At 62.2% G+C, this 24,300-nt stretch carries 18 protein-coding genes, 1 tRNA gene and 1 pseudogene; 9 read left to right on the top strand and 11 right to left on the bottom strand.

Features of this window, described 5'->3' with window-relative positions; genetic code table 11:
* The first annotated feature begins 4 nt into the window (after nt 1-4).
* Nucleotides 5-562 (top strand): ureidoglycolate lyase, encoded by a 558-nt coding sequence (locus tag ACLBXN_RS20345; protein WP_447613344.1) that lies wholly within the window; start codon nt 5-7, stop codon nt 560-562.
* 474 nt (nt 563-1,036) lie between these two features.
* Nucleotides 1,037-2,011 (top strand): annotated as a pseudogene (locus tag ACLBXN_RS20340) (Bug family tripartite tricarboxylate transporter substrate binding protein).
* 485 nt (nt 2,012-2,496) lie between these two features.
* On the opposite strand, the gene ACLBXN_RS20335 reads toward ACLBXN_RS20340, so the two are convergent.
* Nucleotides 2,497-2,931: a sel1 repeat family protein gene (locus tag ACLBXN_RS20335; protein WP_447613343.1), complete on the bottom strand. Its 435-nt coding sequence runs from the start codon at nt 2,929-2,931 to the stop codon at nt 2,497-2,499.
* 716 nt (nt 2,932-3,647) lie between these two features.
* Nucleotides 3,648-3,806, bottom strand: a complete 159-nt coding sequence (locus ACLBXN_RS20330; protein WP_447613342.1) for a hypothetical protein — start codon at nt 3,804-3,806, stop codon at nt 3,648-3,650.
* Between ACLBXN_RS20330 and ACLBXN_RS20325 the strand changes: the two genes are divergently transcribed.
* Both ACLBXN_RS20325 and ACLBXN_RS20320 read left to right on the top strand, forming a co-directional pair.
* On the top strand, nt 3,805-4,482 hold the full coding sequence (locus tag ACLBXN_RS20325; protein WP_211457263.1) for an isochorismatase family protein: 678 nt from the start codon (nt 3,805-3,807) through the stop codon (nt 4,480-4,482). The two genes, ACLBXN_RS20330 and ACLBXN_RS20325, sit on opposite strands and share 2 nt — an antisense overlap.
* 37 nt (nt 4,483-4,519) lie before the next feature.
* Nucleotides 4,520-5,356, top strand: a complete 837-nt coding sequence (locus tag ACLBXN_RS20320) for an alpha/beta fold hydrolase (RefSeq protein WP_447613341.1) — start codon at nt 4,520-4,522, stop codon at nt 5,354-5,356.
* 510 nt (nt 5,357-5,866) lie between these two features.
* Here ACLBXN_RS20320 and ACLBXN_RS20315 read toward each other — a convergent pair.
* The 4 genes from ACLBXN_RS20315 to ACLBXN_RS20300 form a co-directional block, all read right to left on the bottom strand.
* Nucleotides 5,867-5,956, bottom strand: a tRNA-Ser gene (locus tag ACLBXN_RS20315).
* A gap of 267 nt (nt 5,957-6,223) precedes the next feature.
* Complete coding sequence (locus tag ACLBXN_RS20310; protein ID WP_167011343.1) at nt 6,224-8,521, bottom strand: NADP-dependent malic enzyme; 2,298 nt, start codon at nt 8,519-8,521, stop codon at nt 6,224-6,226.
* 170 nt (nt 8,522-8,691) lie between these two features.
* On the bottom strand, nt 8,692-10,179 hold the full coding sequence (locus ACLBXN_RS20305; RefSeq protein WP_003063711.1) for a nucleobase:cation symporter-2 family protein: 1,488 nt from the start codon (nt 10,177-10,179) through the stop codon (nt 8,692-8,694).
* 657 nt (nt 10,180-10,836) lie between these two features.
* On the bottom strand, nt 10,837-12,021 hold the full coding sequence (locus ACLBXN_RS20300) for an MFS transporter (RefSeq protein WP_447613340.1): 1,185 nt from the start codon (nt 12,019-12,021) through the stop codon (nt 10,837-10,839).
* Between the two features lie 129 nt (nt 12,022-12,150).
* Here ACLBXN_RS20300 and ACLBXN_RS20295 point away from each other — a divergent pair, with 129 nt between their 5' ends.
* Entirely contained in the window at nt 12,151-13,125 is a 975-nt protein-coding gene (locus ACLBXN_RS20295; protein WP_447613339.1) for a LysR family transcriptional regulator, read from the top strand.
* Nucleotides 13,126-13,209: 84 nt separating this feature from the next.
* Here the strand turns inward: ACLBXN_RS20295 and ACLBXN_RS20290 are convergent, their stop codons facing one another.
* Genes ACLBXN_RS20290 through ACLBXN_RS20275 form a run of 4 tightly spaced genes read right to left on the bottom strand, consistent with a single transcriptional unit; the run spans nt 13,210 to nt 17,897 of the window.
* The gene (locus ACLBXN_RS20290; protein ID WP_447613338.1) at nt 13,210-14,487 is read right to left on the bottom strand and encodes a M20 family metallopeptidase; all 1,278 of its coding nucleotides are present in this window, start codon (nt 14,485-14,487) and stop codon (nt 13,210-13,212) included.
* On the bottom strand, nt 14,484-16,259 hold the full coding sequence (gene uraD, locus ACLBXN_RS20285; RefSeq protein ID WP_447613337.1) for a 2-oxo-4-hydroxy-4-carboxy-5-ureidoimidazoline decarboxylase: 1,776 nt from the start codon (nt 16,257-16,259) through the stop codon (nt 14,484-14,486). Before uraD ends, ACLBXN_RS20290 begins: the two co-directional genes overlap by 4 nt.
* A 7-nt stretch (nt 16,260-16,266) precedes the next feature.
* Nucleotides 16,267-17,223, bottom strand: coding sequence for an allantoinase PuuE (puuE, locus tag ACLBXN_RS20280; RefSeq protein WP_407714004.1), 957 nt, complete (start codon nt 17,221-17,223; stop codon nt 16,267-16,269).
* Nucleotides 17,220-17,897 carry a GntR family transcriptional regulator gene (locus tag ACLBXN_RS20275; RefSeq protein ID WP_019043607.1) on the bottom strand — a complete coding sequence of 226 codons (678 nt, stop codon included), beginning with the start codon at nt 17,895-17,897 and terminating at the stop codon, nt 17,220-17,222. The genes puuE and ACLBXN_RS20275 overlap by 4 nt, the downstream gene beginning before the upstream one ends.
* A 212-nt stretch (nt 17,898-18,109) precedes the next feature.
* Between ACLBXN_RS20275 and ACLBXN_RS20270 the strand changes: the two genes are divergently transcribed.
* Nucleotides 18,110-19,462 (top strand): glycerate kinase type-2 family protein, encoded by a 1,353-nt coding sequence (locus tag ACLBXN_RS20270; protein ID WP_211459415.1) that lies wholly within the window; start codon nt 18,110-18,112, stop codon nt 19,460-19,462.
* A 144-nt stretch (nt 19,463-19,606) separates the two neighbouring features.
* On the opposite strand, the gene ACLBXN_RS20265 is transcribed toward ACLBXN_RS20270, so the two are convergent.
* Nucleotides 19,607-20,524 carry a LysR family transcriptional regulator gene (locus tag ACLBXN_RS20265; RefSeq protein ID WP_003052436.1) on the bottom strand — a complete coding sequence of 306 codons (918 nt, stop codon included), beginning with the start codon at nt 20,522-20,524 and terminating at the stop codon, nt 19,607-19,609.
* A 109-nt stretch (nt 20,525-20,633) separates the two neighbouring features.
* Between ACLBXN_RS20265 and gcl the strand changes: the two genes are divergently transcribed.
* The 3 genes from gcl to ACLBXN_RS20250 all read left to right on the top strand — a co-directional run.
* A complete protein-coding gene (gcl, locus tag ACLBXN_RS20260; protein ID WP_043008766.1) occupies nt 20,634-22,424 on the top strand; it encodes a glyoxylate carboligase in 1,791 nt (596 codons plus the stop codon).
* Between the two features lie 149 nt (nt 22,425-22,573).
* Nucleotides 22,574-23,377 (top strand): hydroxypyruvate isomerase, encoded by an 804-nt coding sequence (hyi, locus tag ACLBXN_RS20255; protein WP_114864882.1) that lies wholly within the window; start codon nt 22,574-22,576, stop codon nt 23,375-23,377.
* 84 nt (nt 23,378-23,461) lie between these two features.
* A partial coding sequence (locus tag ACLBXN_RS20250; protein ID WP_447613336.1) for a 2-hydroxy-3-oxopropionate reductase occupies nt 23,462-24,300 on the top strand: 839 nt, incomplete at its 3' end.

The raw sequence follows: 24,300 nt of genomic DNA, 5'->3' as shown, positions 1-24,300 counted from the left end.
TCTTATGACCACTGCCCTGGCAACCACGCCCTCCTGCGGCGACACCTCTGTCCTCCCCCGCCTCAGTATTCAGCCTCTGACTGCCGCAGCCTTTGCCCGCTTCGGTGACGTGATCGAAAGCGCGGGACATGCCCCCATACAGATCAACCATGGCATGACCGAGCGCTACCACGCACTGGCGCAGGTGGACACCGGCGGCGCTGAAGGCCATGCGCTGATCAACCTGTTCCACGCCCTGCCTTACCAGCTGCCGCTGAGGCTTGAAGAGATGGAGCGCCACCCGCTGGGCAGCCAGGCCTTCGTCCCCTTGCAGGAGACCCCTTTTATCGTCGTTGTTGCCGCTGCGGGCGAAAGCGTGCAACCAGGCGATCTGCAGGCCTTTGTGACCAATGGCCGCCAGGGGGTGAACTACCACCGCGGCGTCTGGCATCACTCCCTGATCGCCCTACAGGCCTCTGCACGTTTTATCGTTGTGGATCGCGGCGGTCCCGGCCACAACTGCGATGTGGTGGCCATTGGCGATGGCAGCGGCGTGTTGCTGGAGCTGCCGGACGTCGGCTAAAGCCCCGGATTTTGAAGACGCAATCACGATGCATATGTGTTGGTGTCTGGATCAGGGCCGGTAGTGGGGTCGTGTCGACCCCTAGTGGGTCTGTCAGACCCGCATGAGCGTTCGTTGGCATCTTTGCGTTGAGTGACTCCATACAGATTGCAGCAGGCCGCTGGGCTAAGAGTTGACCGATGGCTCCCGGTCGACCGCAGCCGCTCGCGATCACCGGACTGGTCAGTCATACCAGGCACAGATAGTCAGGTCAGCGGGAGCGCGCAGTCGAAGGCGGCGCGGCACGCAGGTGTATCCGCGCCTGAACCCAGTCCTTGATCAGCAGCTGCCAGATTGAGCACCCATTGACTGTATTGAACAAATACACTGCCTCTCAATCTGCTTTGGGCGATCACGGCCTCCAAGACCTTGCTTCAAGCAGATTCCGGATATCGACTTCAAACGCTACCCGCAGAACTACTAAGGAGACCCCTGGTGAACCGTCGACAGATACTTGCTTCCATTGCCGCTGCATGTGCGCTTACCTCCATGACAGCCGTCCATGCGGAATCTGCTTTCCCGCAAAAGCCGATCACTTTTGTCGTTCCGTATCTGGCTGGATGAACAACCGATCTCGTGGCACGAGTCGTGGGTGAACACATGGCACGCACGCTGGGCCAAGCTGTGGTGATCGAGAACAAGCCTGGCGCCGGAGGCAATATCGGCATGGATGTCGTGGCCAAGTCCAAGCCCGACGGGTACACGATCGGTTTCGGAGCCATCTCCACCAATGCGCTCAACCCGCACATCTACAAATCGATGGCGTTCGATCCCCGCAAGGACTTCACTGCAGTCTCCATGCTGGGCTACTCCACCATCGTGCTGGAAGTAGGCAGGAGCTTCCCGGCAAACAATGTGCAGGAGTTCATCGCCTACATCAAAGCGAACCCGGGCTTTCAGTACGGTACTGCCGGTGCCGGAACCAGCATGCATCTGGCCGGCGTGATGTTTGTGCAAATGACAGGCCTTGATACTGTCCATGTGCCCTATAAAGGCAGCGTACCGGGTATTACCGACATGCTTGGTGGCCACCTACCCGCCATGTTCGATAACCTGCCCGCTTCCCTGCCGCACATTCAGGCGGGCAAGCTCAAAGCACTGGCCGTGGCTGGTAGCGAGCGCAGTCCATCCTTACCCAATGTGCCGACCATCGCGGAGAGCGGCCTCAAAGGCTACGCAGTCGATCCATGGTTCGGCGTATATGGCCCAGCCAAGCTAGATCCTGCGATCACGGCCAAACTCAATACTGCCATCAACCAGGCCCTGAGCGATCCCGCCGTCAAGGACAAGCTGGTGCAGGCCGGTTTCACTCCCAAGGGGTCAGCGGCCCAAAGCTTCGAAGCGCTGACACAGTCCGAATACAAACGACTGGGTGATGTGGCACGTAAGGCCCAGATGCAGGTCAACTGACGACAGCCGCTGGCGGTCGAAGGGAAAGCCCAATGACTGGTAAAGGTGGCAGCGGTCATCGGTCCGGTACAACGGGATGTCGGCAACCAGTCTGAAACAGTCGCCAATGGAAACAACTCCAAGGACTGCTTCTGGCCGATAGCATCATTTCGTACTCGTCACCGATAGCTGTCATTGAGCAACTGGCTGACGCAAGTCGAGTGACTGCTGCTGGTGAATAAATCGAACTCCCCCGGTTCGCCACTGGCGGTCACACAATGCCATGCCGCAGCATCAGCCAAGGCCGGATGTCCGCAAAGGCGCCAACAATGGCCGAGGCAGCTCCGACTGCCACAGCGCCCCCAAGCTCCGAACTGGACCCCTGGAGTCGTCGCAGAACATGTAGATCCAATGTGGCCAGGCCTCCACGCGTCGGCCCAGTCGAGTTGGGCACCTGGCACATCATTGAAGATGACGCCGCGATCTGAAAAAGGACTGTGCGCATATCACCCGTTCCACTCGGGTGCGCAGGCTATCTGGCCAGTCGGTGCATTTCGCAGGCGGTTCAGAAAATTCAACTGGCTTCTGGCCGTTTGACTCCCCTTTGCGACGGCTTGCCGTAGCCAGTGAGCTGCTTCGCAGCGGTCCGCCTTCACCGCAGTACCGAACAAGATTGGGCCTGCCAGGAGCGCCCATGCCAGTGTTTCCTGCGCTTGTGCCTCGCCATCGTGGGCTGCCTGGCGCAGCAACCCGAGCATAGGGGCGTAGTCACCTGCAGTCTGGGCTTCCATGGCCAGTTGAAATTGCTGCTCGGGGGTGGTTGCAATGTCAAAAGGCAAGGGGGCCGCCTTTGCCAGCGCGCCAGACAAGGCCGCTGCGATGAACAAGCCATGCCCTGCATATCGGGCCAGTGTGGCAATTGAACGGAATTCGAATCGCATTTTTGTCTCCACTTGAACTGAGTGGACCCATCGTCGTAGCAATCTCGCTCGCTGAAAATTGGGAATTTTCGAAGACGCCCTCAGCGCCACCCAGAGGCTGATTCGAACTGATGTATCCACCCTGCGAAAAGCCTGCACTGGACCGCCCCCGGATTCTGGGAGGTCTTAAGAAGATGAATGGGCTGCAGTTCGGTAGCTGCTACTGGCATTGGAGCCACCGGTGGTGATGTCGTAATGAAAGACTGCAGGCATTGATCGAGGCACAGCGAACGATCGCAATGGGCCGTTTGCTGCTGGTGGCCAGAACAAGAAAGCCGGTCGTCGCGTATCGGAATGATGGTCAATTAAGGCCAGCGCCCGCACCTCGCATGTTCTTGCTTTTCCAGAAAGCAAGAGCGCAGCGCCATAGTGGTCTTCATGGGCGGCGAATCCCGCTGCACTCAGCGCGTGTGCTGCAGCCGCTCTTGTCTCTGGCGCTGAAACGATGACGCGCAGGGACGCTGGGTCCCAGGTTCTCGATTCACGATGGTGTTCATTTGCACGAGGGCCTTCCGATCGAAAAATCTGCTTGATGCCTCGCCACAAGTGCGCTTGACTTCGCTTCGACGCTCTTTTGGAGAGCTGACATCCCTGAGCTTCAATAACCGTTGGAGGTGGCGCCATCGCAGTAGTGGTTCTGCGAGACGATTTCCCAGCATGCTGAGGCTTCGAATTCATCATCGATAAATTCGATGATGAATCCCAATTCCTTTCAATCTGGATGGCGGTAAGACACCAGATACTTCATCCATCGCAGCAAGTAAGCCATGAGGAATCAAGGCAGAAGGCTGAATATCTTTAGTGTGAATATCATCGATTGAAAGAACTGAAATCATGTCCAATGCCAACGCTTCCATCGCCCGTCCCGTCGCCGTCGCCAAGCCCGGTGCCAAGCTGCTCAACCCCCATGACCACACGCTGATCATGATCGACTTCCAGTCGCAGATGGCCTTTGCCACGCACTCCATCGATCCCGTGCAGCTGCGCTCCAACGCCGCCCTGGTCGCTTCGGCCGCTGCCGGTTTCGGTGCCTCCACCATCCTGACCACGGTGGCCGAAAAAAGCTTCTCCGGCCCCATGTTCGAGGAAGTGACCGCGCCTTTCCCCGGCCAGGCCCTGCTGGACCGCACCTCGATGAACACCTGGGAAGACCAGGCCGTGATCAACAAAGTCAACGAGATCGGCAAGCCCCGCATCGTGCTGGCCGGCCTGTGGACCAGCGTGTGCATCGTGGGCCCGGCCCTGTCGGCCCTGGACCAGGGTTTTGAAGTCTTTGTGATCGCCGATGCTTGTGGCGACATCTCCACCGAAGCGCACAACCGCGCCATGGATCGCATGGTGCAGGCCGGAGCCCAGCCCATCACCTCGCTGCAATACCTGCTGGAAATGCAGCGCGACTGGGCCCGCACCGAAACCTATGACATGACCACGGGCATCGCCAAGAAGCTGGGCGGCGGCTACGGCATCGGCATCACCTACGCCAAGACCATGTTCGGCGCCCACGAAGGCTGATCCCTCTTTCCCCCTCACCACCACCGGAGCACACACCATGAGCACTCTCACCACCACCGACGGCGTCGAGATCTTCTTCAAGGACTGGGGTCCCAAGGACGGCCAGCCCATCATGTTCCACCACGGTTGGCCCCTGTCCTCGGACGACTGGGATGCGCAGATGCTGTATTTCGTACAGCGGGGCTTTCGTGTCGTGGCCCATGACCGGCGCGGTCATGGCCGCTCGGCCCAGGTCAGCGAAGGCCATGACATGGACCACTACGCAGCCGATGCCTTTGCCGTGGTCGAGCACCTGAACCTGCGCAACGTGGTGCACGTGGGCCACTCCACGGGCGGCGGCGAGGTGGCGCGTTATGTGGCGCGCCACGGCCAGCCCGCAGGCCGGGTCGCCAAGGCCGTGCTGGTGGCGGCCGTGCCGCCCCTGATGCTCAAGACAGAGGCCAATCCAGAAGGCCTGCCGCTGGAGGTGTTCGATGGTTTTCGTGCCGGCGTGGCCGGCAATCGGGCCCAGATGTTCCTGGACGTGCCGTCCGGTCCCTTCTACGGCTTCAACCGGCCGGGCGCCACCGTGCACCAGGGCGTCATCCAGAACTGGTGGCGTCAGGGCATGATGGGCAGTGCCAAGGCCCACTACGAAGGCATCAAGGCTTTCTCGGAAACCGATCAGACCGAAGACCTGAAAGCCATCACCGTGCCCACCCTGGTGCTGCACGGCGACGACGACCAGATCGTGCCCATTGCCGATGCCGCGCTGAAGGCCGTGAAGCTGCTGCCCAACGGCACGCTCAAGGTGTACCCCGGCTATTCGCACGGCATGCTCACGGTCAATGCCGAAGAGCTGAACGCCGACATCCTGGCCTTTATCCAGGGCTGAGCATCTAGTGGCTGTGGCGGCGCAGACCTTCAAGCACTGCCTCCGTCTTCATCATTGAGCAGGCCTGGGAGGAGACACAAGCCGGCAACTTAACACTAGATACTTGTAGTGCAGCTGTCAGCTTTGGGGCGGTACCGCAATTTGATCGACCGGTAGAGCAGCCGTTGAACCCGAGGGCATCTGGGCCCTTGGTCGGCGGGGGCAAGACCAATTTCTGAAGGGCAGATCCCGGAGGCGCAGCAGTCATTCAGCTGCAAAACCGAACGACCGGTGCCCGCAACAGTGGCCGATGTGCTGCCGACCTTGAATGACGGTAGCCAGCCTAAAAGGGTTGCCAACACGAACTGAGTGGTGGCACATTCCACAAAAGAAAAGGCCTATCGAGATCCTCGATGGGCCTTTTGGCATTGATCGCCCGTCAGCACATTTTTGCGATAAAGCAAGATGTGGCGTAACGCGAAATAAAGCATAAGCTGTCTATTTCCGCCACTTTATGCTTATCTTTTTATCTGGCGGAGGCTGTGAGATTCGAACTCACGGAAGGATCACTCCTTCGGCAGTTTTCAAGACTGCTGGTTTAAACCACTCACCCAAACCTCCGGATGCCAGGATTCTACACAAGGATTGTGCGCTGTCCGGCATTGCGCGCATTTTGTCCTGTTCACGAAAACCATAGCGTGCTGTGCTTGCTGCATAGGGAGTGCCAGCCACTTTTCATCATGCTGTCTGCGCTTGGCCTGGCGACGCTGGCAATGGTCACGGCCGGCGAACCAAGGGGCTGATGCTCAAGGTTCGAGAGCAAAACAAAACGCCCCGAAGGGCGTTCTGTGACTGGCTCGGGCGGGATGCCCGAGAGATTTCGCAGGATCAGCTGCGCAGTGCAATGGCCTGAGCGGCTGCCAGAGCGGTCATGTTGACCACGCGGCGCACGGTGGAGGAGGGGGTCAGCACGTGGGCGGAAGCCGAGCAGCCCATCAGGATGGGGCCGATGGTGGTGCCATGGCCGCCAGTGGTCTTGAGCACGTTGAACAGGATGTTCGCGGCGTCGAGGTTGGGGCAGATCAGCACGTTGGCTGCGCCGGTCAGCGAGGACTCGAGCAGGGAGTGGCTGCGCACGTTGGCGTCCAGGGCCGCATCGCCGTGCATTTCGCCATCGCATTCGATGCCGGGGTTGGCGGCGGCGAACAGGTCGCGTGCAGCGCGCATCTTGCGGGCCGAGCCGCGTGTGGACGAGCCGTAGTTGCTGTGCGAGAGGAAGGCCACCTTGGGGGGCAGGCCGAAGCGGGCCACTTCGTCGGCAGCCATCTTGGCGATCTCGGCCAGCTCTTCGGCGCTGGGGGCGTCGTTGATGTAGGTATCGGCCACGAACAGCGTGCCGGATTCCAGCATGACGGCGTTCACGGTGGCGAACTCGTTGGCACCCTTCTTCAGGCCCAGCACGTCTTCCAGATGGGCCAGGTGGCTGTCGAAGCGACCGACCAGACCGCACAGCATGGCGTCGGCATCACCCAGGTGCACCATCAGGGCTGCGATCAGGGTGTTGGAGCGGCGCACGGCGGCCTTGGCGGCTTCGGGGGTGACGCCGTTGCGGCCCATCAGCTTGTGATAGGTCTCCCAGTACTGACGGAAGCGGGGATCGTCTTCGGGATTGCAGATTTCCACGTCCTTGCCCAGCTGCATGCGCAGGCCGGCCTTGGCAATGCGGGCTTCGATGACGGCAGGGCGACCGATCAGGATGGGCTTGGCCAGGCCGTCGTCCACGGCAACCTGCACGGCACGCAGCACGCGGTCATCTTCACCTTCGGCATAGGCCACGCGTTGCAGATTGGCCTTGGCGGCTGCAAACACGGGGCGCATGAACATGCTGGTCTGGTAGACAAAGCGCGTCAGGCTTTCGCGGTAGGCGGCGATGTCTTCGATGGGGCGGGTGGCGACACCGGATTCGGCGGCAGCCTGGGCCACGGCGGGAGCGATGCGCAGGATCAGGCGCGTATCGAAGGGCGTGGGGATCAGGTAGTCGGGGCCGAAGGTCAGTTCCTTGCCCTGGTAGGCGGCGGCGACTTCGTCGCTGACGTCCTGCTTGGCCAGAGCGGCGATTTCACGCACGCAGGCCAGCTTCATGGCTTCGGTGATCTTGGTGGCGCCGCAGTCCAGCGCGCCACGGAAGATGTAGGGGAAGCACAGGACGTTGTTGACCTGGTTGGGATAGTCGGAGCGGCCGGTGGCCACGATGCAGTCCGGGCGGATGGCCTTGGCCAGCTCGGGACGGATTTCGGGCTCGGGGTTGGCCAGGGCCAGGATGATGGGCTTGTCGGCCATGGTCTTGACCATGTCGGCAGTCAGCACGCCGGGAGCGGAGCAGCCCAGGAACACGTCGGCGCCGTCGACCACGTCGGCCAGGGTGCGGGCTTCGGTGTTCTGAGCGTAGCGCTGCTTGGAGGCATCCAGACCGCCAGGGCGGCCTTCATAGATCACGCCCTTGGAGTCCACCATGTAGACATTGGAGCGCTTGATGCCCAGGCCCACCATCACGTCTACGCAGGCAATGGCTGCCGCGCCGGCGCCGGAGACGGCCACCTTGACGGCGCCGATGTCTTTGCCCACCAGTTCCAGGCCATTGAGCAAGGCGGCGCTGGAGATGATGGCCGTGCCGTGCTGGTCGTCATGGAACACCGGAATGTTCATGCGCTTGGACAGCTCCTGCTCGATGTAGAAGCACTCGGGAGCCTTGATGTCTTCGAGGTTGATGCCGCCCAGGGTGGGCTCCATCGAGGCAATGATGTCGATCAGCTTGTCGGGATCGCGCTCGGCCAGTTCGATGTCGAACACGTCCACGCCGGCAAACTTCTTGAACAGGCAACCCTTGCCTTCCATCACGGGCTTGGAGGCCAGCGGGCCGATATCGCCCAGACCCAGCACCGCGGTGCCGTTGGTGATCACGCCGACCAGGTTGCCGCGCGAGGTGTACTCGGCTGCGGTCGAAGGGTCTGCCTCGATGTCCAGGCAGGGATAGGCCACGCCCGGCGAGTAGGCCAGGGACAGGTCACGCTGGTTGGACAGGGGCTTGGTAGGGGTGACGGAAATCTTGCCTTTGACGGGGCTGCGGTGGTATTCGCGGGCCGCATCGCGCAGGGCTTGTTCGGCGGAGGACAGGTTTTGTGTCATACGAAATTTTTATCAGCAAGTTGCTTCTCGGAGCTTACCGGATGGCAAGAAGCATTTTGAGTCAGGTCTGTTTTGCTTCAACTGTATCGACAACAAACCCCCTGGCGCACTGTGGGGCGGCAGGGGGCTTGGGCTGGCCGGTAAGCCAGCGTTCGCATCAGGACTGGCGTTTAGTGAGCGTCAGCCTCACGTGCTGCGTTGATGGCAGCGCTGTTGTCTTTGGCGGCTCCGTTAAAGAAAAGATTCAATGCCACGGCGGTAATCGAGGACAGCAGGATACCGGATTCAATCAGTGGATGGATGGAATGGGGCATCCACTGACGGAAATTAGGGGCAACCAGAGGAATCATGCCCACGCCGATAGACACTGCCACGATCATGGCGTTGTTCTTGTTGTTGCGGAAATCCACATTGGCCAGGATGCGGATGCCGGTGGAAGCCACCATGCCGAACATCACCAGACCTGCGCCGCCCAGCACCACGGTGGGCAGGGATTCGATCAGTGCCCCCATCTTGGGCAGCACGCCCAGGACGATGAGGATCACGCCACCGGCCACGCAGACCCAGCGGCTGAGCACACCGGTCACGGCCACCAGACCCACGTTCTGCGAGAAGCTGGTGTAGGGGAAGGTGTTGAAGATGCCGCCGATCAGGGTGCCCAGACCGTCGGTGCGCAGACCGCGGGTCAGCTCGTCCTGCGTGATGTCGCGCTTGGCCATGTCGCCCAGGGCCAGGAACATGCCGGTGGACTCGATCATCACCACCACCATCACCAGACTCATGGTCAGGATCAGGATGGGGTCGAAGACGGGCATGGCGATCTGGAAGGGCAGCACCAGGGTGAACCACTCGGCCTTGGCGACCTTCTCGAAGTTCATCAGACCCATGGCCACGGAGATCACGCCGCCGATCAGGATGCCCATCAGCACCGAGATATTGGCCAGGAAGCCCTTGGCAAAGCGTGCGATCAGCAGGATGGACAGCAGCACGATGCCCGAGACCGCAGCGCCTTGCAGATCGGCGTATTTGGGGTTGGGCATGGTGGGCAGCACCGAGAAGCCCTTGGGAATGGCGGGCAGCGAGGAGCCGGGGGCGCCGGCCATGGCCTGGGCTTCGGCCAGCCACTTCAGATGCTCGGGGTTGGGTACGGAAGGGGCGGTCGGGCCTACGGGGTTGCCGAAGATCCAGTTGATGCCCACACGCATCAGACTGATGCCGATGACGGCGATGATGGTGCCCGTCACGACCGGCGGGAAGAAGCGCAGCATGCGGCTGATGAGCGGCGCAATGAGGATGGAGATCACCCCCGCGCCTATCACCGAGCCAAAGATCAGGCCTGCGCCGGCATTGCCGCCGGTGCTCTGTGCCATGGACACCATAGGGGCCACGCTGGCAAAGGTCACGCCCATCATCACGGGCAGCTTGATGCCGAACCACTGGGTTGCGCCCATGGCCTGGATCAGGGTGACCAGGCCGCAGACGAACAGGTCGGCAGAAATCAGGTGCGCGACCTGCTCCGGAGGCAGGTTCAGGGCACGGCCCACGATCAGCGGCACGGCGACGGCGCCGGCATACATGACCAGAACGTGCTGCAGACCTAAGGCGGTGAGCTTGCCGAATGGCAGAACCTCATCGACGGGATGCACTTGGGATGTCATAAAAACATGTCTCCTCACTCTATATTGGCTTCAGGTTGGCATGCGATTCGCGAACGGCATGCAATCCATACAAAAAGTGTATACAGCTCATAACGCACAGCATCTAGCGGTAAACCCTGCTCAAATTTCAGTTTCTGGATGGGATGTCAATGGTTATGTTTTCTGCGCATAACCATCTAAGGTAATTACCGATTGCTATCAAATATGTAGCTTCTGACGCTTTGTTTTTCTAATTTTCAGAATAAAACATATTGAAACCTTTTGATATCAAGCGGTAGGTGCTTTGTTTTTCATAGCAAATCTTGCGCGATATGCAATCGGCGCGGATCTGGCTCCGGTTATGCGCGCGCAGGTTTCGGGTCTTGAAACATCTAGTGAAAGAAAGCGGGCTCCCAAGCGAGGATCGCGCGCATGCATTAGCGTTGAGGAAGGTGCAAAAAAAGGCATCGAGCCCGGAATTGGTGCACCTCCGTGCAAAAGCGTGCATGGATGACCGCCAAGAGGCGCTGCGCTGCAACAGGAGCCAAAGCGGTGCAAGAACCATGCCGAAGTGGTGCGCACGCAAAAAAGGCGACCTCGAGGTCGCCTTGGGTGTGGAGTGCGCTGCGGGAACGCGTTGTAGCGGCTGCCGAGGCAGCCACGCCATTCAGCCTGCCCTCAATGCATGCCTGCCGCCATGGCCGGTGAGTGGCCGGAACTGGCCCGGTGTGGCGCCAGGCTGGCCATGAGCAGCGCTGCGGCCGCAGGCAGAGCGGCAGCCCAGGCCAGCGAAGTCAGGCTCAGGCCCTGCGCGATCACCGCTCCACCCAGCCAGGCACCCAGGGCATTGCCCAGATTGAAGGCCGCGATATTGAGGCTGGATGCCAGATTCATGCCGGCCTCGCCCGCAGATTGCAGCACGCCCATCTGCAGCGGCGCCACGGTGGCAAAGGCGGCAATGCCCAGCAGCAACACAAAGGCAATCGCCAGGGGCGTGCTCGCAAACATCCAGCGGCCCGCGATCAGCACCAGCATCAAGGCGGCCAGCGACACCCACAGCGCGCGCTGCACGCCAAAGCGGTCGGCCAGCTTGCCGCCCGCATGGTTGCCCAGGGCCAGGCCCGCGCCGAACAGCAACAGGGTGAAGGCGATCATGCGGTTGTCCATTCCCGTGATCTGGGTCAGCAGCGGCTCTATATAGGTGTAGAGGGTGAAGACGCCAGCAAAACCGATCACCGTCAACAACAGGCCGCGCCACATGGCGCGATTGCGCAGCACGGCCAGCTCCTGCGTCAGGCTCTGAGGGCTGGGCATGCTGAGTGCGCGTGGCACATGGCGCAGCAGAATCAGCAGCGCGATCACGCCGATGCCGCTGACGCTGGCAAATGCCATGCGCCAGCCCCAGTGCTGGCCGATCCAGGTGCCGAAGGGAACGCCCAGCAGCGTGGCCAGGGTCAGGCCGGAAAACATCAGTGCAATGGCCGAGGCTTTCTTCTCGGGTGCCACCAGTTGCGTGGCGACGACCGCTCCCACGCCGAAGAACGTGCCGTGGGTCAGCGAGGTCAGCACGCGTGCTGCCAGCAGCCAGCCGTAGCTGGGTGCCAGGGCGGCGGCGGCATTGCCGGCGATGAATAGCAGCATCAGGCTCAGCAGCAGCAGCTTGCGCGGCCAGCGGCGCGAGGCCAGCGTGAGCACGGGGGCACCCACTGCGACGCCTACGGCATAGCCCGAGATCAGCGTGCCCGCCGTGGGGATGGAGATATGAAGATCCTGGCTGACCTGGGTCAGCAGGCCCATGATGATGAATTCCGTGGTGCCGATGCCGAAGGCTCCGGCGGCCAGCGCAAGCAATGCTGCAGGCATGAAGAACCGTCCTTGTGAAAAATCCGCGAAGGGCTGAACTGTGAACCTGCGGCAGGAGGTGCGCTAGCCCTTGGTGCGGACAAGCATTTGTTCCTGTGCGGAATAAATCGCATATCTATGATGTGATTCATGAAGAAATCGATTGCTATGCCGACCGCTCAGGAGCAGGGATCGGACCGCTTTGTGGAACTGCAGACCTTTGTGCTGGTGGCCCAGCAAGGCAGCTTCTCGGCAGCGGCGCGCCTGCGAGAGGTCTCGCCGTCGGCGGTCAGCAAGATCGTGGCCCGGCTCGAGACCCGGCTGGGCGTGCAACTGCTGCGTCGCAGCACCCGGCGGCTGGAGCTGACGGCGGAGGGCGAGCAGCTGCTGGAGCAAGGCCGGCCACTGCTGGCGGACTGGCTGGCGCTGGAATCCTCGGTCACCCGGCAGGGCCAGCCCACCGGCGTGGTGCGCATCAATGCCAGCTCGTCCACCGGCAATCGGCTGCTGGTGCCGCTGGTCGGCCCGCTGATGCGGACCTGGCCGGGCCTGCAGCTGGACCTCAGCTTTACCGATCATGTCGTGGACCTGATAGCGGCCCGTGCCGATATCGCCCTGCGCTGGGGGGCGCTGCCGTCTTCCGACATGGTGGCGCGCAAGCTGGGTCACACGCGCCAGGTGATCGTGGCCTCGCCCGACTATCTGCAGCGCTTTGGCAGGCCGGCCCATCCCGACGAGCTGGCAGGCCATGTGCGCATTGGCTGGAACTACCCGCGGGCCATTCCGCACTGGCCGTTTGTGGTGGCGGGCAAGGCGGTGACGGTGAGCATGGGGGAGGTGCTGCGCGTCAACGATGGCGAAGCCATGGCCAACCTGGCCAAGGCCGGGGCGGGTCTGGCGCGGCTGTCGCTCTATCACGCCTGGGAGGATTTGCACGCGGGCAGGCTGCAGGCGCTGCTCGAGGACTTCAATCCCGGAGATCTGCAGCCCATCCATGCCGTGTATGTGGGCAAGCCCGGCCAGCTGCCGGTGAGAACGTGGGCAGTGCTGGATTTTCTGGCCAGACATGTGAACCTCAGCCATGCTGAGGAAATGCCCGCCAGCCTGCTGGCGGCGCGCACCTAAAAAAAGAGCCTGGATGAATCCAGGCTCCTTGAAAAACCTTCATCCAGTCCGGAGAAGGCTAGGCGTTCAAACGGTAGTGGGTGCTCAGGCAGTCAGGTCCACCAGCGAACGGGCCACCACCTTGGTGGCACGGCGCAGGTCTTCCAGCACCAGGCGCTCGTCGGAGCGCTTGGCATGCGATTCCAGCACGGTGCGGGGGCCGGCGCCGTAGATCACGCCGGGGATGCCGCGCTCGACGTACAGGCGCACGTCGGTGTACAGCGGCGTGCCCACTGCGGGAGGCTTTTCGCCGAAGACGGCTTCGCCGTGGGCCTGGATGGCGTCGACCAGAGGCTTGTTGCCGTCCAGGGGTGTCATGGCATTGGCCAGCAGCAGGCGCTTGATGTCCACGCGCACGGCGTCTTCACCGGTGTAGCCGCCCTGGGTGTTGAAGTCGGCGATGGCCTTGGCGATGACAGCACGGATGCTGGCTTCGACTTCCACGGGATTCTCTTCAGGAATCATGCGGCGGTCGATCTTGAGCATGACCTTGCCGGGCACCACATTGGTGTTGGTGCCGCCGTCGATGCGGCCGATGTTCAGGTAGGGGTGCTTGATGCCGGGCACCTTGGAAGTGATTTGCTTGTACTTTACGTTCTCGGCGTACAGAGCCGTGAGCAGCACCGCCGTGGCTTGCAGCGCGTCCACGCCGGTGTGGGGCACGGCGGCGTGTGCCATCTTGCCCTGCACGGTGATTTCCATCTGCAGGCAGCCGTTGTGAGCGGTCACGACTTCGTAGCTGAAGCCTGCTGCGATCATCAGGTCGGGCTTGGTCAGGCCCTTTTCCAGCAGCCAGCCGGGGCCCATGATGCCGCCGAACTCTTCGTCATAGGTGTAGTGCAGTTCCACGGCGCCCTTGGAGGGCTTGGCCACGGCTTCCAGAGCACGCACGGCAAAGGTGAAGGAGGCGAAGTCGCTCTTGCTCACGGCAGCGGCGCGGCCATAGAGCTTGCCGTCTTCGATCTCGGCGCCGTAAGGGTCCTTGGTCCAGCCTTCGCCTGGAGGCACCACGTCGCCGTGGGCGTTCAGGGCGATGGTACGGCCACCGTCACCGTAAGGGCGGCGCACGATCAGGTTGGTGATGGATTCCATGCCGTAGGCCTTGACGTCGGCTTCGGGCACGACGTGCTTTTCGGCGTCGAAGCCAAAGCCTTTGATCAGCTCGGCAGTACGTTCGGCGTGGGGTGCATTGTTGCCGGGAGGTGTGTCCGTGGGTACTTGCACCATGGCCTGCAGAAACTTCACTTCTTCGTCGAAGTGCTCGTCAATCCATGCATCGATGGCGGCGTAGGTGGCTTGCTTGTCTTGATTCATATTGGTCATTGCTGTTCTTGAGCCAGTTGGTGGAGGAGGTGGGCGAAGGCATCCACGGACAGTTGCATGTCGTCGGAGGTGGAAGCTTCCAGCGGGTTGTGGCTGATGCCGGCGTTCATGCCGCGCACGAACAACATGGCCTGGGGCATGATCTCGTGCAGCTTCATGGCGTCGTGACCGGCGCCGCTGGGCATGCGGAACAGGGGCACGCCCAGTGCGTCGACAGCGTTTTCCCAGCGTTTCTGCCATTCGGGAGCGCTGGGCGCAGCCGCTGCCTTCATGGACAGATCGGTGCTGTAGCGCAGGCCGCGGCGTTCGGCGATCGCTGCCATCTCGGCCATGATGTCGTTGATCATGGAGTCGCGCTGCTCGTTGGTGGGGGCACGCAGATCCAGCGAGAACTGGCAGCGGCCGGGCACGACGTTGACCGATCCCGAGGGCACATTCAGCTGGCCGATGGTGGCCACGCTGTCGCCATCCTGGCCGGCGCGCTTTTCGATGTACAGCGACAGCTCGGCCACGCCGGCTGCGGCGTCGCGGCGGCGGTCCATGGGCGTGGTGCCGGCGTGGCTGGCCATGCCGATGAATTCGCAGACATAGCGGGCGCTGCCGTTGATGGAGGTGACGATGCCCAGGGGAATGTCCAGCTCGTTGAGCACGGGGCCCTGCTCGATGTGCACTTCCACAAAGCCCAGGTACTTGGCGGGGTCGCGCTCCAGTTTGGGGATGTCGTCGATGCACAGGCCGGCATGCAGCATGGCTTCGCGCAGCGTGATGCCGTCGGCGTCCTTCTGTTCCAGCCATTCCTGCTTGAAGTCGCCCACCAGTGCGCCCGAACCCAGGAAGGTGGCCTTGTAGCGCTGGCCTTCCTCTTCCGAGAAACCCACCACTTCGATGTTGAAGGGCAGACGCTTGCCTTGCTGTGCCAGTTGCTTGACGCAGGCCATGGGCACAAAGATGCCCAGGCGGCCGTCGTACTTGCCGCCATTGCGCACGGTGTCGTAGTGGCTGCCGGTCAGCAGGGTCTTGGCGCCTTCGGTGGCCGCCTTGTAGCGGCCCACCACATTGCCCACGGCGTCGATCTCGACCTCGTCGAAGCCGATCTCGCGCATCCAGTGGCTGATGCGCTGGGCGCAGGCGCGGTGGGCGTCGGTCAGATAAGTCACCGTCAGCTGGCCTTTTTCGGCGTAGCCGGGGTCGCTGTTGGTGGATAGGCGCTCCTGCCAGTCCCAGACTTCGTTGCCTTCGATGGGCTCGTAGCCGAACTTGTCGTTCAGGCGGATCTCGGCGATGCGGTGGATGTTGCGCAGTGCCTCGGCCTGTTCGTAGGCCGGATGGTTGAACATGCGACGCTCGAAGGTCGAGATGATTTCCGCCTTGCTCAGACCCAGACCGCGCGCGCCGCGCACGGCCAGGATGAAGGGGAAGCCGAAGCGCTTGCCATATTCGGCGTTGAGCTTGCGGATGTGCTCCAGCTCTTCGGGCGTGCAGTTGGTCAGGCCAGCCTTCTTCTGCTCATTCGTCGACTCAGCGGTGAGCGTGTTGGTCTCCATCTGCTTGCCGGCCAGCTCCGGGTGAGCGCGGATCAGATCGAGCTGGGCCTGCTCGCTGGACTCGGCCAGCACCTTGGCCATGGCGTGCTTGATATGCGCCATGGACTTGAAGGGACGCTGCTCCAGCGCCTTGGCGGCAATCCAGGGCGAGTGCTCGTACAGGCCATCGAGCAGGTCGGTGGCGGTTGCCGCATCGGCGGCATTCAGTTGTTCCAGGGTCAAAGCCATGTCGCAATCAATCCTTGCAAGGGAAACGCTCGGCCCAGTGACGAGCCAAATCAATACGGCGGCACACCCACACGTTGTCGTGCTTCTGGATGTGATCGAGGAAGCGCTGCAGCGCTGTAATTCGGCCGGGACGGCCCAGCAGTCGGCAGTGCATGCCGATGCTCATCATCTTGGGGGCGTTGTCGCCGCTGGCATTGCCCTCGGCGTACAGGACATCGAATGTGTCCTTCATGTACTGGAAGAACGGATCGGCATGCGAGTAGCCCTGGGGCAGCGCAAAGCGCATATCGTTCACGTCCAGCGTGTAGGGAACGATGAGCTGGTTGTGCGTTGTGCCGTCGCTCTTGGCGACCTTCATCCAGAAGGGCAGGTCGTCTCCGTAGTAATCGCTGTCGTAGGTAAAGCGACCGGCATCGGCCACCAGGCGGTGGCTGTTGGGGCTGTCGCGGCCGGTGTACCAGCCCAGGCCGTGGTCGCCGCCCGCGCCGTACAGCTCTTCAAAGATGTCCACGCATTGCTGCATGTGGGCGCGCTCGATCTCCTCGGGCACGTTCTGGTAGTGAATCCACTTCAGGCCGTGGCAGGCCACTTCGTGGCCCAGTTCGTCAAAGGCCTGGGCCAGCTCGCGATGCTTTTGCAGCGCCGTGGCCACGCCGAACACGGTCAGCGGCAGACCGCGCTTCTCGAACTCTTTCAGAATGCGCCACACGCCGGCGCGCGAGCCGTATTCATAGATGCCGTCCATGCTCATGTGACGGTCCGGGTAGCTGGCGGGATTGAACATCTCCGACAGAAACTGTTCGCTGCCGGGGTCGCCATGCAGGATATGGTTCTCACCGCCTTCTTCGTAGTTCAGCACGAACTGAACGGCCACGCGGGCTTTGCCGGGCCATTCGGGATGGGGCGTGTTGCGGCCGTAGCCAATCAGGTCGCGTGGATAGGAGGCGGTGGAATCGTAAGTCATAGGGATACGGATGAAAGTGCCATCGACAGATCGTTCGTTGGCAAATCGCGGTCGAAGGTCAGGCCTGCTTCCACGTGGTCCAGGTGCAGCTGCATCAGCTGCACCGCATGTTCGGCATCGCCCGCAGCCAGCGCGGTCACGATGTCGGCATGTTCTTCGTGCGAATGCTCGGCCGCCGATGCAGACTGGTACATCAGGGTGATCAATGCGCAGCGGGAAATCAGCTCGCCCAGCAGCTGTGCCAGCACCTCATTGCCCATGAGCTCGGCCATGCGCACGTGGAAGTCGCCCAGCAGCTCGGTGCGCTGGCCCACGTCATTGGCTTCCATGGCTTTCTTCTCGGCAGCCACATGCTGCTTGAGGGCGCGAATCTTGGCGGCGCTGCTTTGCTTGACAAAGCTGCGCACCATCTCGGCCTCGAGCATGCGGCGCACGGCAAACACCTGGCGCGCCTCGTCCACCGAGGGCGTGGCCACAAAGGCGCCGCGGGCGGGCTCGAGCCGGATGAGACGGTTCTGCGAAAGCTGGAACAGGGCCTGGCGCACCAGGGTGCGGGAAACTCCAAAGTGGTCGGCCAACTTTTGCTCGGCCAGCTTGGTGCCGGGCATCAGGCGATGCTCGACGATGGCCTTGGTCAGGCTTTCGACAATGAAACTGGTGGTGGAAGTTTCCATAAATCCATCATAGCGGTTGAAGACAAGTTTTGTATACAGTTTCTGTTCACCAAACATGGTGTTTGTATCGATGTTCAGGCGCAGAAAGCTGTGCGCAAGCGCACAAACCCAATGGGAGCAAGGGCTTGCAACATTGGTATTGCAAAGATCAGCAGTGTTGTGACTGGGGGCCCTCTGTAAGGGAAAAAAGCCCGAATGCACAATGCGCAGCTATGCAAGCACAGAATACATCCTCGCGCGCGCAGGCCGCGGCAACGCCTGTTCCCCAGCAAGACCCGGCTGGCTTTCTGCGTCATCTGTATGACGTGGCGGTGCGCAATGCCCTGCCCATCGAGGGTCTGGCGCGTCATCTGCCCAAGCCGCCCAAGGGGCGCACGCTGGTGCTGGGCGCCGGCAAGGCCGGTGGCTCCATGGCGCAGGCGCTGGAAGCTCTGTGGCCGCAGGATGCCCCGCTGTCGGGTCTGGTGGTGACGCGCTACGCGCACATTCCCCCACGCCCCGAAGGGCTGGCCCAGCGCCTGGAGGTGGTGGAAGCTGCCCACCCCGTGCCGGATGCGGCCGGTCTGGCTGCGGCCGAGCGCATTCTGGCGCTGACCGAGGGGCTGACGGCCGACGATCTGGTGATCTGCCTCATCTCCGGCGGCGGATCTTCCCTGTTGACATTGCCCGCCGAAGGCATCGACCTGGCCGAGAAGCAGCGCATCAACAAGGCGCTGCTGGAGAGCGGCGCGGCGATTGGCGAGATGAACTGCGTGCGCAAGCACCTCTCGCGCATCAAGGGCGGCCGTCTGGCAGCCGCCTGCCATCCTGCCAAGGTGGTGACGCTGACCATCAGCGATGTGCCCGGCGACGATCCTTCGGTGATCGCCAGCGGACCGACGGTGCCGGACGCGTCGACCTGTGCCGACGCACTGGCCATCCTGGACCGCTACCAGATCGGCATTCCCGAGTCCGTGCGCGCTGCGCTGCAAGCCGGCGAGCTGGAGACGCCCAAGCCTGGCGATGCCCGCTTCGAAGGCCATGAGGTACATCTGATCGCCACGCCCCAGCAGTCGCTGGAAGCGGCGGCAGCCGCTGCCCGCGCGGCAGGCATTGCCGTGCATGTGCTGTCCGACGAGATGGAGGGCGAGTCGCGCGAGGTGGGCAAGGTCCATGCAGCGCTGGCGCGTGCCGTGGCCAGGCATGACCAGCCTTTTGCCAAGCCCTGCGTGATTCTCTCGGGTGGCGAAACCACGGTGACCATCCGCCCGCGTCAACCCGGTGCGGCCAAGGGGCGCGGTGGGCGTGCCGGCGAGTTCTGCCTGGGTCTGGCCCAGGCCCTGCAGGGTCAGGAAAAGGTCTGGGCGCTGGCCGCGGATACCGACGGCATCGACGGTGTCGAGGACAACGCGGGAGCCCGTGTCTCGCCCTGCACGCTCAAGCGCGCGGCAGAGCTGAACCTGCGCATCAGCGATCACCTGGATCGCAACGATGCCTATGGCTATTTTTCGGCACTGGGCGATCTGGTGATCACCGGCCCCACGCACACCAATGTCAACGACTTCCGCGCCATTCTGGTGCTCTGATCCGCTGTATCGATAGCAGCTTGCGCCTGATCATCAAGGATTTCAGGCTCTATCGATAATGAAGTTGAATAACAGAGGGCGATAGCTGCTTTGTTTTCGATAGCGATATGCAGGGATTGATTCTTTTGCAGAATCAATATGCAATCACCCGCCGCGCGGCAGATCCTCCCACCAGGCATCGTCAAACTTGCCCTGCAGGAAGGCGATGAAGGACTGCACCTTCTGCGGCACCAGGCGCGGCGAGGGGTAGACGGCATGGATCTCCTGCTCGGGCAGGCGGCAGGTCTTGAGCACTTCCACCACGCGACCGTCCTTGAGCGAGTCCTGGGCCACGTAGCGCGGCAGGGCCGCAATGCCCATGTGCGAGCGGGCAGCGGCCAGCAGGGCCGAGAGATTGTTGGAGCGCAGCCGCCCGGTGACCGGAATCGACACCGGCTCCCCGCTGGCATTGCGCAGGCGCCAGATATCGTTGCCCTGCACGCTGCTGTAGATCAGCGTGGAATGCTCCTTGAGGTCCGAGGGGCGGCGCGGCGTGCCGTGCTTGCGCAGATAGGTGTTGGAAGCCACCAGCACCCAGGGGTTGACGCCCAGCATGCGCGCGCCCAGCGAGGAGTCGGCCAGCTTGCCCAGGCGCAGCGCCACGTCGATGCCGTTGGCCACCAGATCGGTGTAGCGGTCCTCGAAGCTCAGATCGACCTGCACCTGCGGGTTGTGCTTCATGAAATCCATGGCCAGCGGAATGAGTACGCGGCGCCCGAAGGCTACCGAGCTGCCGATGCGCAGCTGACCCTGGACCTGGGTCTGGCGCACCTTGACCACGTTCTCCGCCTCGGCCACGTCGCTGACGATGATCTTGCACTTCTCGTAGTACAGCGCGCCGGCTTCGGTCAGGCTCACGCCGCGTGTGTTGCGGTTGAGCAGGCGCACCTTGAGGCGCGCCTCCATGGCCGCGACCTGCTTGGTCACGGTGGGCTGGGTGGTGGCGAATTCCTGTGCGACCTTGGTGAAGCTGCCGGTCTCCACCACGCGCACAAACATGTGCATCGCGTCGAGTCTGTCCATGGATTTGTCTCCTATTTATTCTTGGGTGGAATAAATTTTATGGTCTGAGAGCGCCTTCCAGCAAGCAAAGGTCTTGACTAAAGTTCAACCAAGTTTTTAGGAGACCCTCATGGCCAAAATGAAAGCAATCGACGCCGCAGTCCTGGTGCTCGAAAAAGAAGGTGTAACCGTGACGTTTGGTGTGCCCGGCGCGGCCATCAACCCGCTGTACGCTGCAATGAAGAACCACGGCGGCATCGGTCACATTCTGGCCCGTCACGTGGAAGGCGCGAGCCACATGGCCGAAGGCTACACCCGTGCGGTGGCTGGCAATATCGGCGTGTGTATTGGCACCAGCGGCCCCGCCGGCACCGACATGATCACCGGTCTGTACTCGGCCAGCGCCGACTCCATTCCAATTCTGTGCATCACCGGTCAGGCACCTCGCTCGCGTCTGCACAAGGAAGACTTCCAGGCCGTGGACATTGCCTCCATTGCCAAGCCCGTGACCAAGTGGGCCACCACCGTGCTGGAACCCGCCCAGGTGCCGCGTGCCTTCCAGCAGGCTTTCCACCTGATGCGCTCCGGTCGTCCCGGCCCCGTGCTGATCGATCTGCCCATCGACGTGCAACTGGCCGAGATCGAATTCGACATCGACACCTACGAGCCCCTGCCTGCCTACAAGCCAGCTGCTTCGCGCAAGCAGGCCGAGAAGGCCATCGAGATGCTCAACGAATCCGAGCGTCCCCTGCTGGTCTCCGGCGGCGGTGTGATCAACGCCGATGCCTCCGATCTGATGGTCGAGCTGGCCGAGATCCTGAACGTGCCCGTGATCCCCACCCTGATGGGCTGGGGCACCATCCCTGACGACCACCCCCTGATGGTCGGCATGTGCGGTCTGCAGACCAGCCACCGCTACGGCAATGCCAACATGCTGGCTTCGGACTTCGTGTTCGGCATCGGCAACCGCTGGGCCAACCGTCACACCGGCTCGGTCGAGGTCTACACCAAGGGCCGCAAGTTCATCCACGTGGACATCGAGCCCACGCAGATCGGCCGCGTGTTCGCGCCTGACTACGGCATCGTCTCCGATGCCAAGGCGGCTCTGGAGCAATTCGTTGCTGTAGCCAAGGAGTGGAAGGCTGCCGGCAAGCTCAAGTGCCGCAAGGCCTGGGTGGCCGAGTGCCAGGGGCGCAAGAACAGCGTCGAATACCTGCGCAAGACCAACTTCGACAACGTGCCGATGAAGCCCCAGCGCGTCTACCAGTGCATGAACAACTCGCTGGACCGCGACACCACCTATGTGTCCACCATCGGTCTGTCGCAGATCGCCGGTGCCCAGTTCCTGCACGTGTACAAGCCCCGCAACTGGATCAACTGCGGCCAGGCCGGCCCTCTGGGCTGGACCACTCCCGCCGCTCTGGGCGTGCGCGTGGCCGATCCCCAGCGCAAGATCGTGGCGCTGTCCGGCGACTACGACTTCCAGTTCATGATCGAAGAGCTGGCCGTGGGCGCGCAGTTCAAGCTGCCCTATGTTCACGTGCTGGTGAACAACAGCTATCTGGGTCTGATCCGTCAGGCACAGCGCGCTTTCTCGATCGACTATTGCGTGCAATTGGCGTTCGACAATATCAACATGGATGAGGGTGATGCGACCCGCGGCTACGGTGTTGACCATGTTAAGGTCGTTGAAGGTCTGGGTTGCAAGGCGATTCGCGTTCATCGCGCCGAAGACTTTGCCCCCGCCATGCAGCAGGCCGAAGCCTGGATGGCCGAGCACAAGACCCCTGTGGTGATCGAGTGCATCCTGGAGCGTGTGACCAACATCTCCATGGGCGCCGAAATCGACAACGTGGTCGAGTTCGAAGACCTGGCAACCGAAAAGGCCGACGCGCCCAGCGCACTGGCTCTGCTGGACTGATAGGAAAACTCCCCCTGAGCGGCTCTGCCGCTTCCCCCTCTCTGTGCGGGAGGGGGACGACACCTTCGCTGAGGGGCGGCGCGGCCGGCTTAGGCCCTTGCTTGGCGTCTAGCGCCTGCAACTATTAACGATTACCGGAGACTTTTATCATGCCCCGTTTTGCAGCCAACCTGAGCATGTTGTTCACCGAGGTGCCTTTCCTCGAGCGTTTTGAGCGTGCCGCAAACGCAGGCTTTGAAGCCGTGGAGTTTCTCTTCCCCTACGCTCATACCGTGGAAGAGATCAAGGAGCGTCTGGACGCCACCGGCCTGAAGATTGTTCTGCACAACCTGCCCGCTGGCGATTGGGATGCGGGCGAGCGCGGCATTGCCTGCGACCCCAAGCGCGTGGACGAGTTCCGCGCCGGCGTGGCCAAGGCCGTGACCTATGCCCACGCCCTGGGTGTGCCCCAGCTCAACTGCCTGGCCGGCAAGGTTCCTGCCGGTGTCGACGCTGCCGTGGTGCGCCGCACTTTTGTGGAAAACCTGCGTTTTGCTGCCGCCGCCCTGAGCGCCGCCAACATCCGCCTGCTCATCGAGCCGATCAACCCCTTCGACATCCCTGGCTTCTACCTGAACCGCACGGATGAAGCCCTGTCCATCCTGGACGAAGTGGGTGCGCCCAACGCCTTTGTGCAGTACGACATCTACCACGCCCAGCGCGTGGAAGGTGAGCTGGCTGCCACCATGCAAAAGCAGCTGGGCCGCATCGGTCACATCCAGCTGGCCGACAACCCCGGTCGCAACGAACCCGGCACCGGCGAGATCAACTACCCCTTCCTGTTCGCACACCTGGATCGCATCGGCTACGACGGCTGGATCGGCTGCGAATACAAGCCCGCCAACGGCACCGAGTCCGGCCTGGGCTGGCTGCAGAAGATCGGCGGCTGGAGCAAGGTCGCCGTGGCTGCCTGAACGGATGAAAAGGCCTGTGGCGCCTGATCGCAAAGCGCCATCGGCCCCCGAATTTGAGTATCAAGAAAACTGAGGAGTACAACCATGAACGCATCGTCTCTCAAGCTGGGCTTTATCGGTCTGGGCATCATGGGCGCGCCCATGTGCGGCCACCTGATTGCGGCCGGCCACCAGCTGTTCGTCAACACCGTGGGCAAGGTGCCTGCCAACATCGCCGAAACCAGCGCCACCCAGTGCACCACCGCTCGCGGTGTGGCCGAGCGTGCCGACATCATCTTCATCATGGTGCCCGACACTCCCGATGTGGAGAAGGTGCTGTTCGGTGAAGACGGCGTGGCAGCTGGCCTCAAGGGCAGCTCCGGCAAGATCGTGGTCGACATGTCCTCCATCTCGCCCGTGGCCACCAAGGACTTCGCCAAGCGCATCGAAGCCGCTGGCGCCCAGTACCTGGACGCTCCCGTCTCCGGCGGCGAAGTCGGCGCCAAGAACGGCACCCTGTCCATCATGGTCGGCGGCCCCGATGCAGCTTTCGAGCGCGTCAAGCCCCTGTTCGACAAGATGGGCAAGAACATCACCCTGGTGGGCGGCAACGGCGACGGCCAGACGGCCAAGGTGGCCAACCAGATCATCGTGGCGCTGAACATCGAAGCCGTGGCCGAAGCCCTGCTGTTCGCATCGCGCGCCGGTGCCGATCCAGCCCGCGTGCGTGAAGCCCTGCTGGGCGGTTTTGCCTCTTCCAAGATCCTGGAAGTGCATGCCGAACGCATGATCAAGCGCACCTTCGATCCTGGCTTCCGCATTGCCTTGCACCAGAAGGACCTGAACCTGGCTCTGTCCAGCGCACGTCAGCTGGGTGTGTCTCTGCCCAACACGGCACAGGCACAGGAACTGTTCAACAGCTGCGTGGCCCACGGAGGTGCAGC

Source organism: Comamonas sp. C24C, from assembly GCF_053345995.1.
Note: the sequence above shows the minus strand (reverse complement) of the source record. Positions and strands in the feature narration are given on the sequence as shown.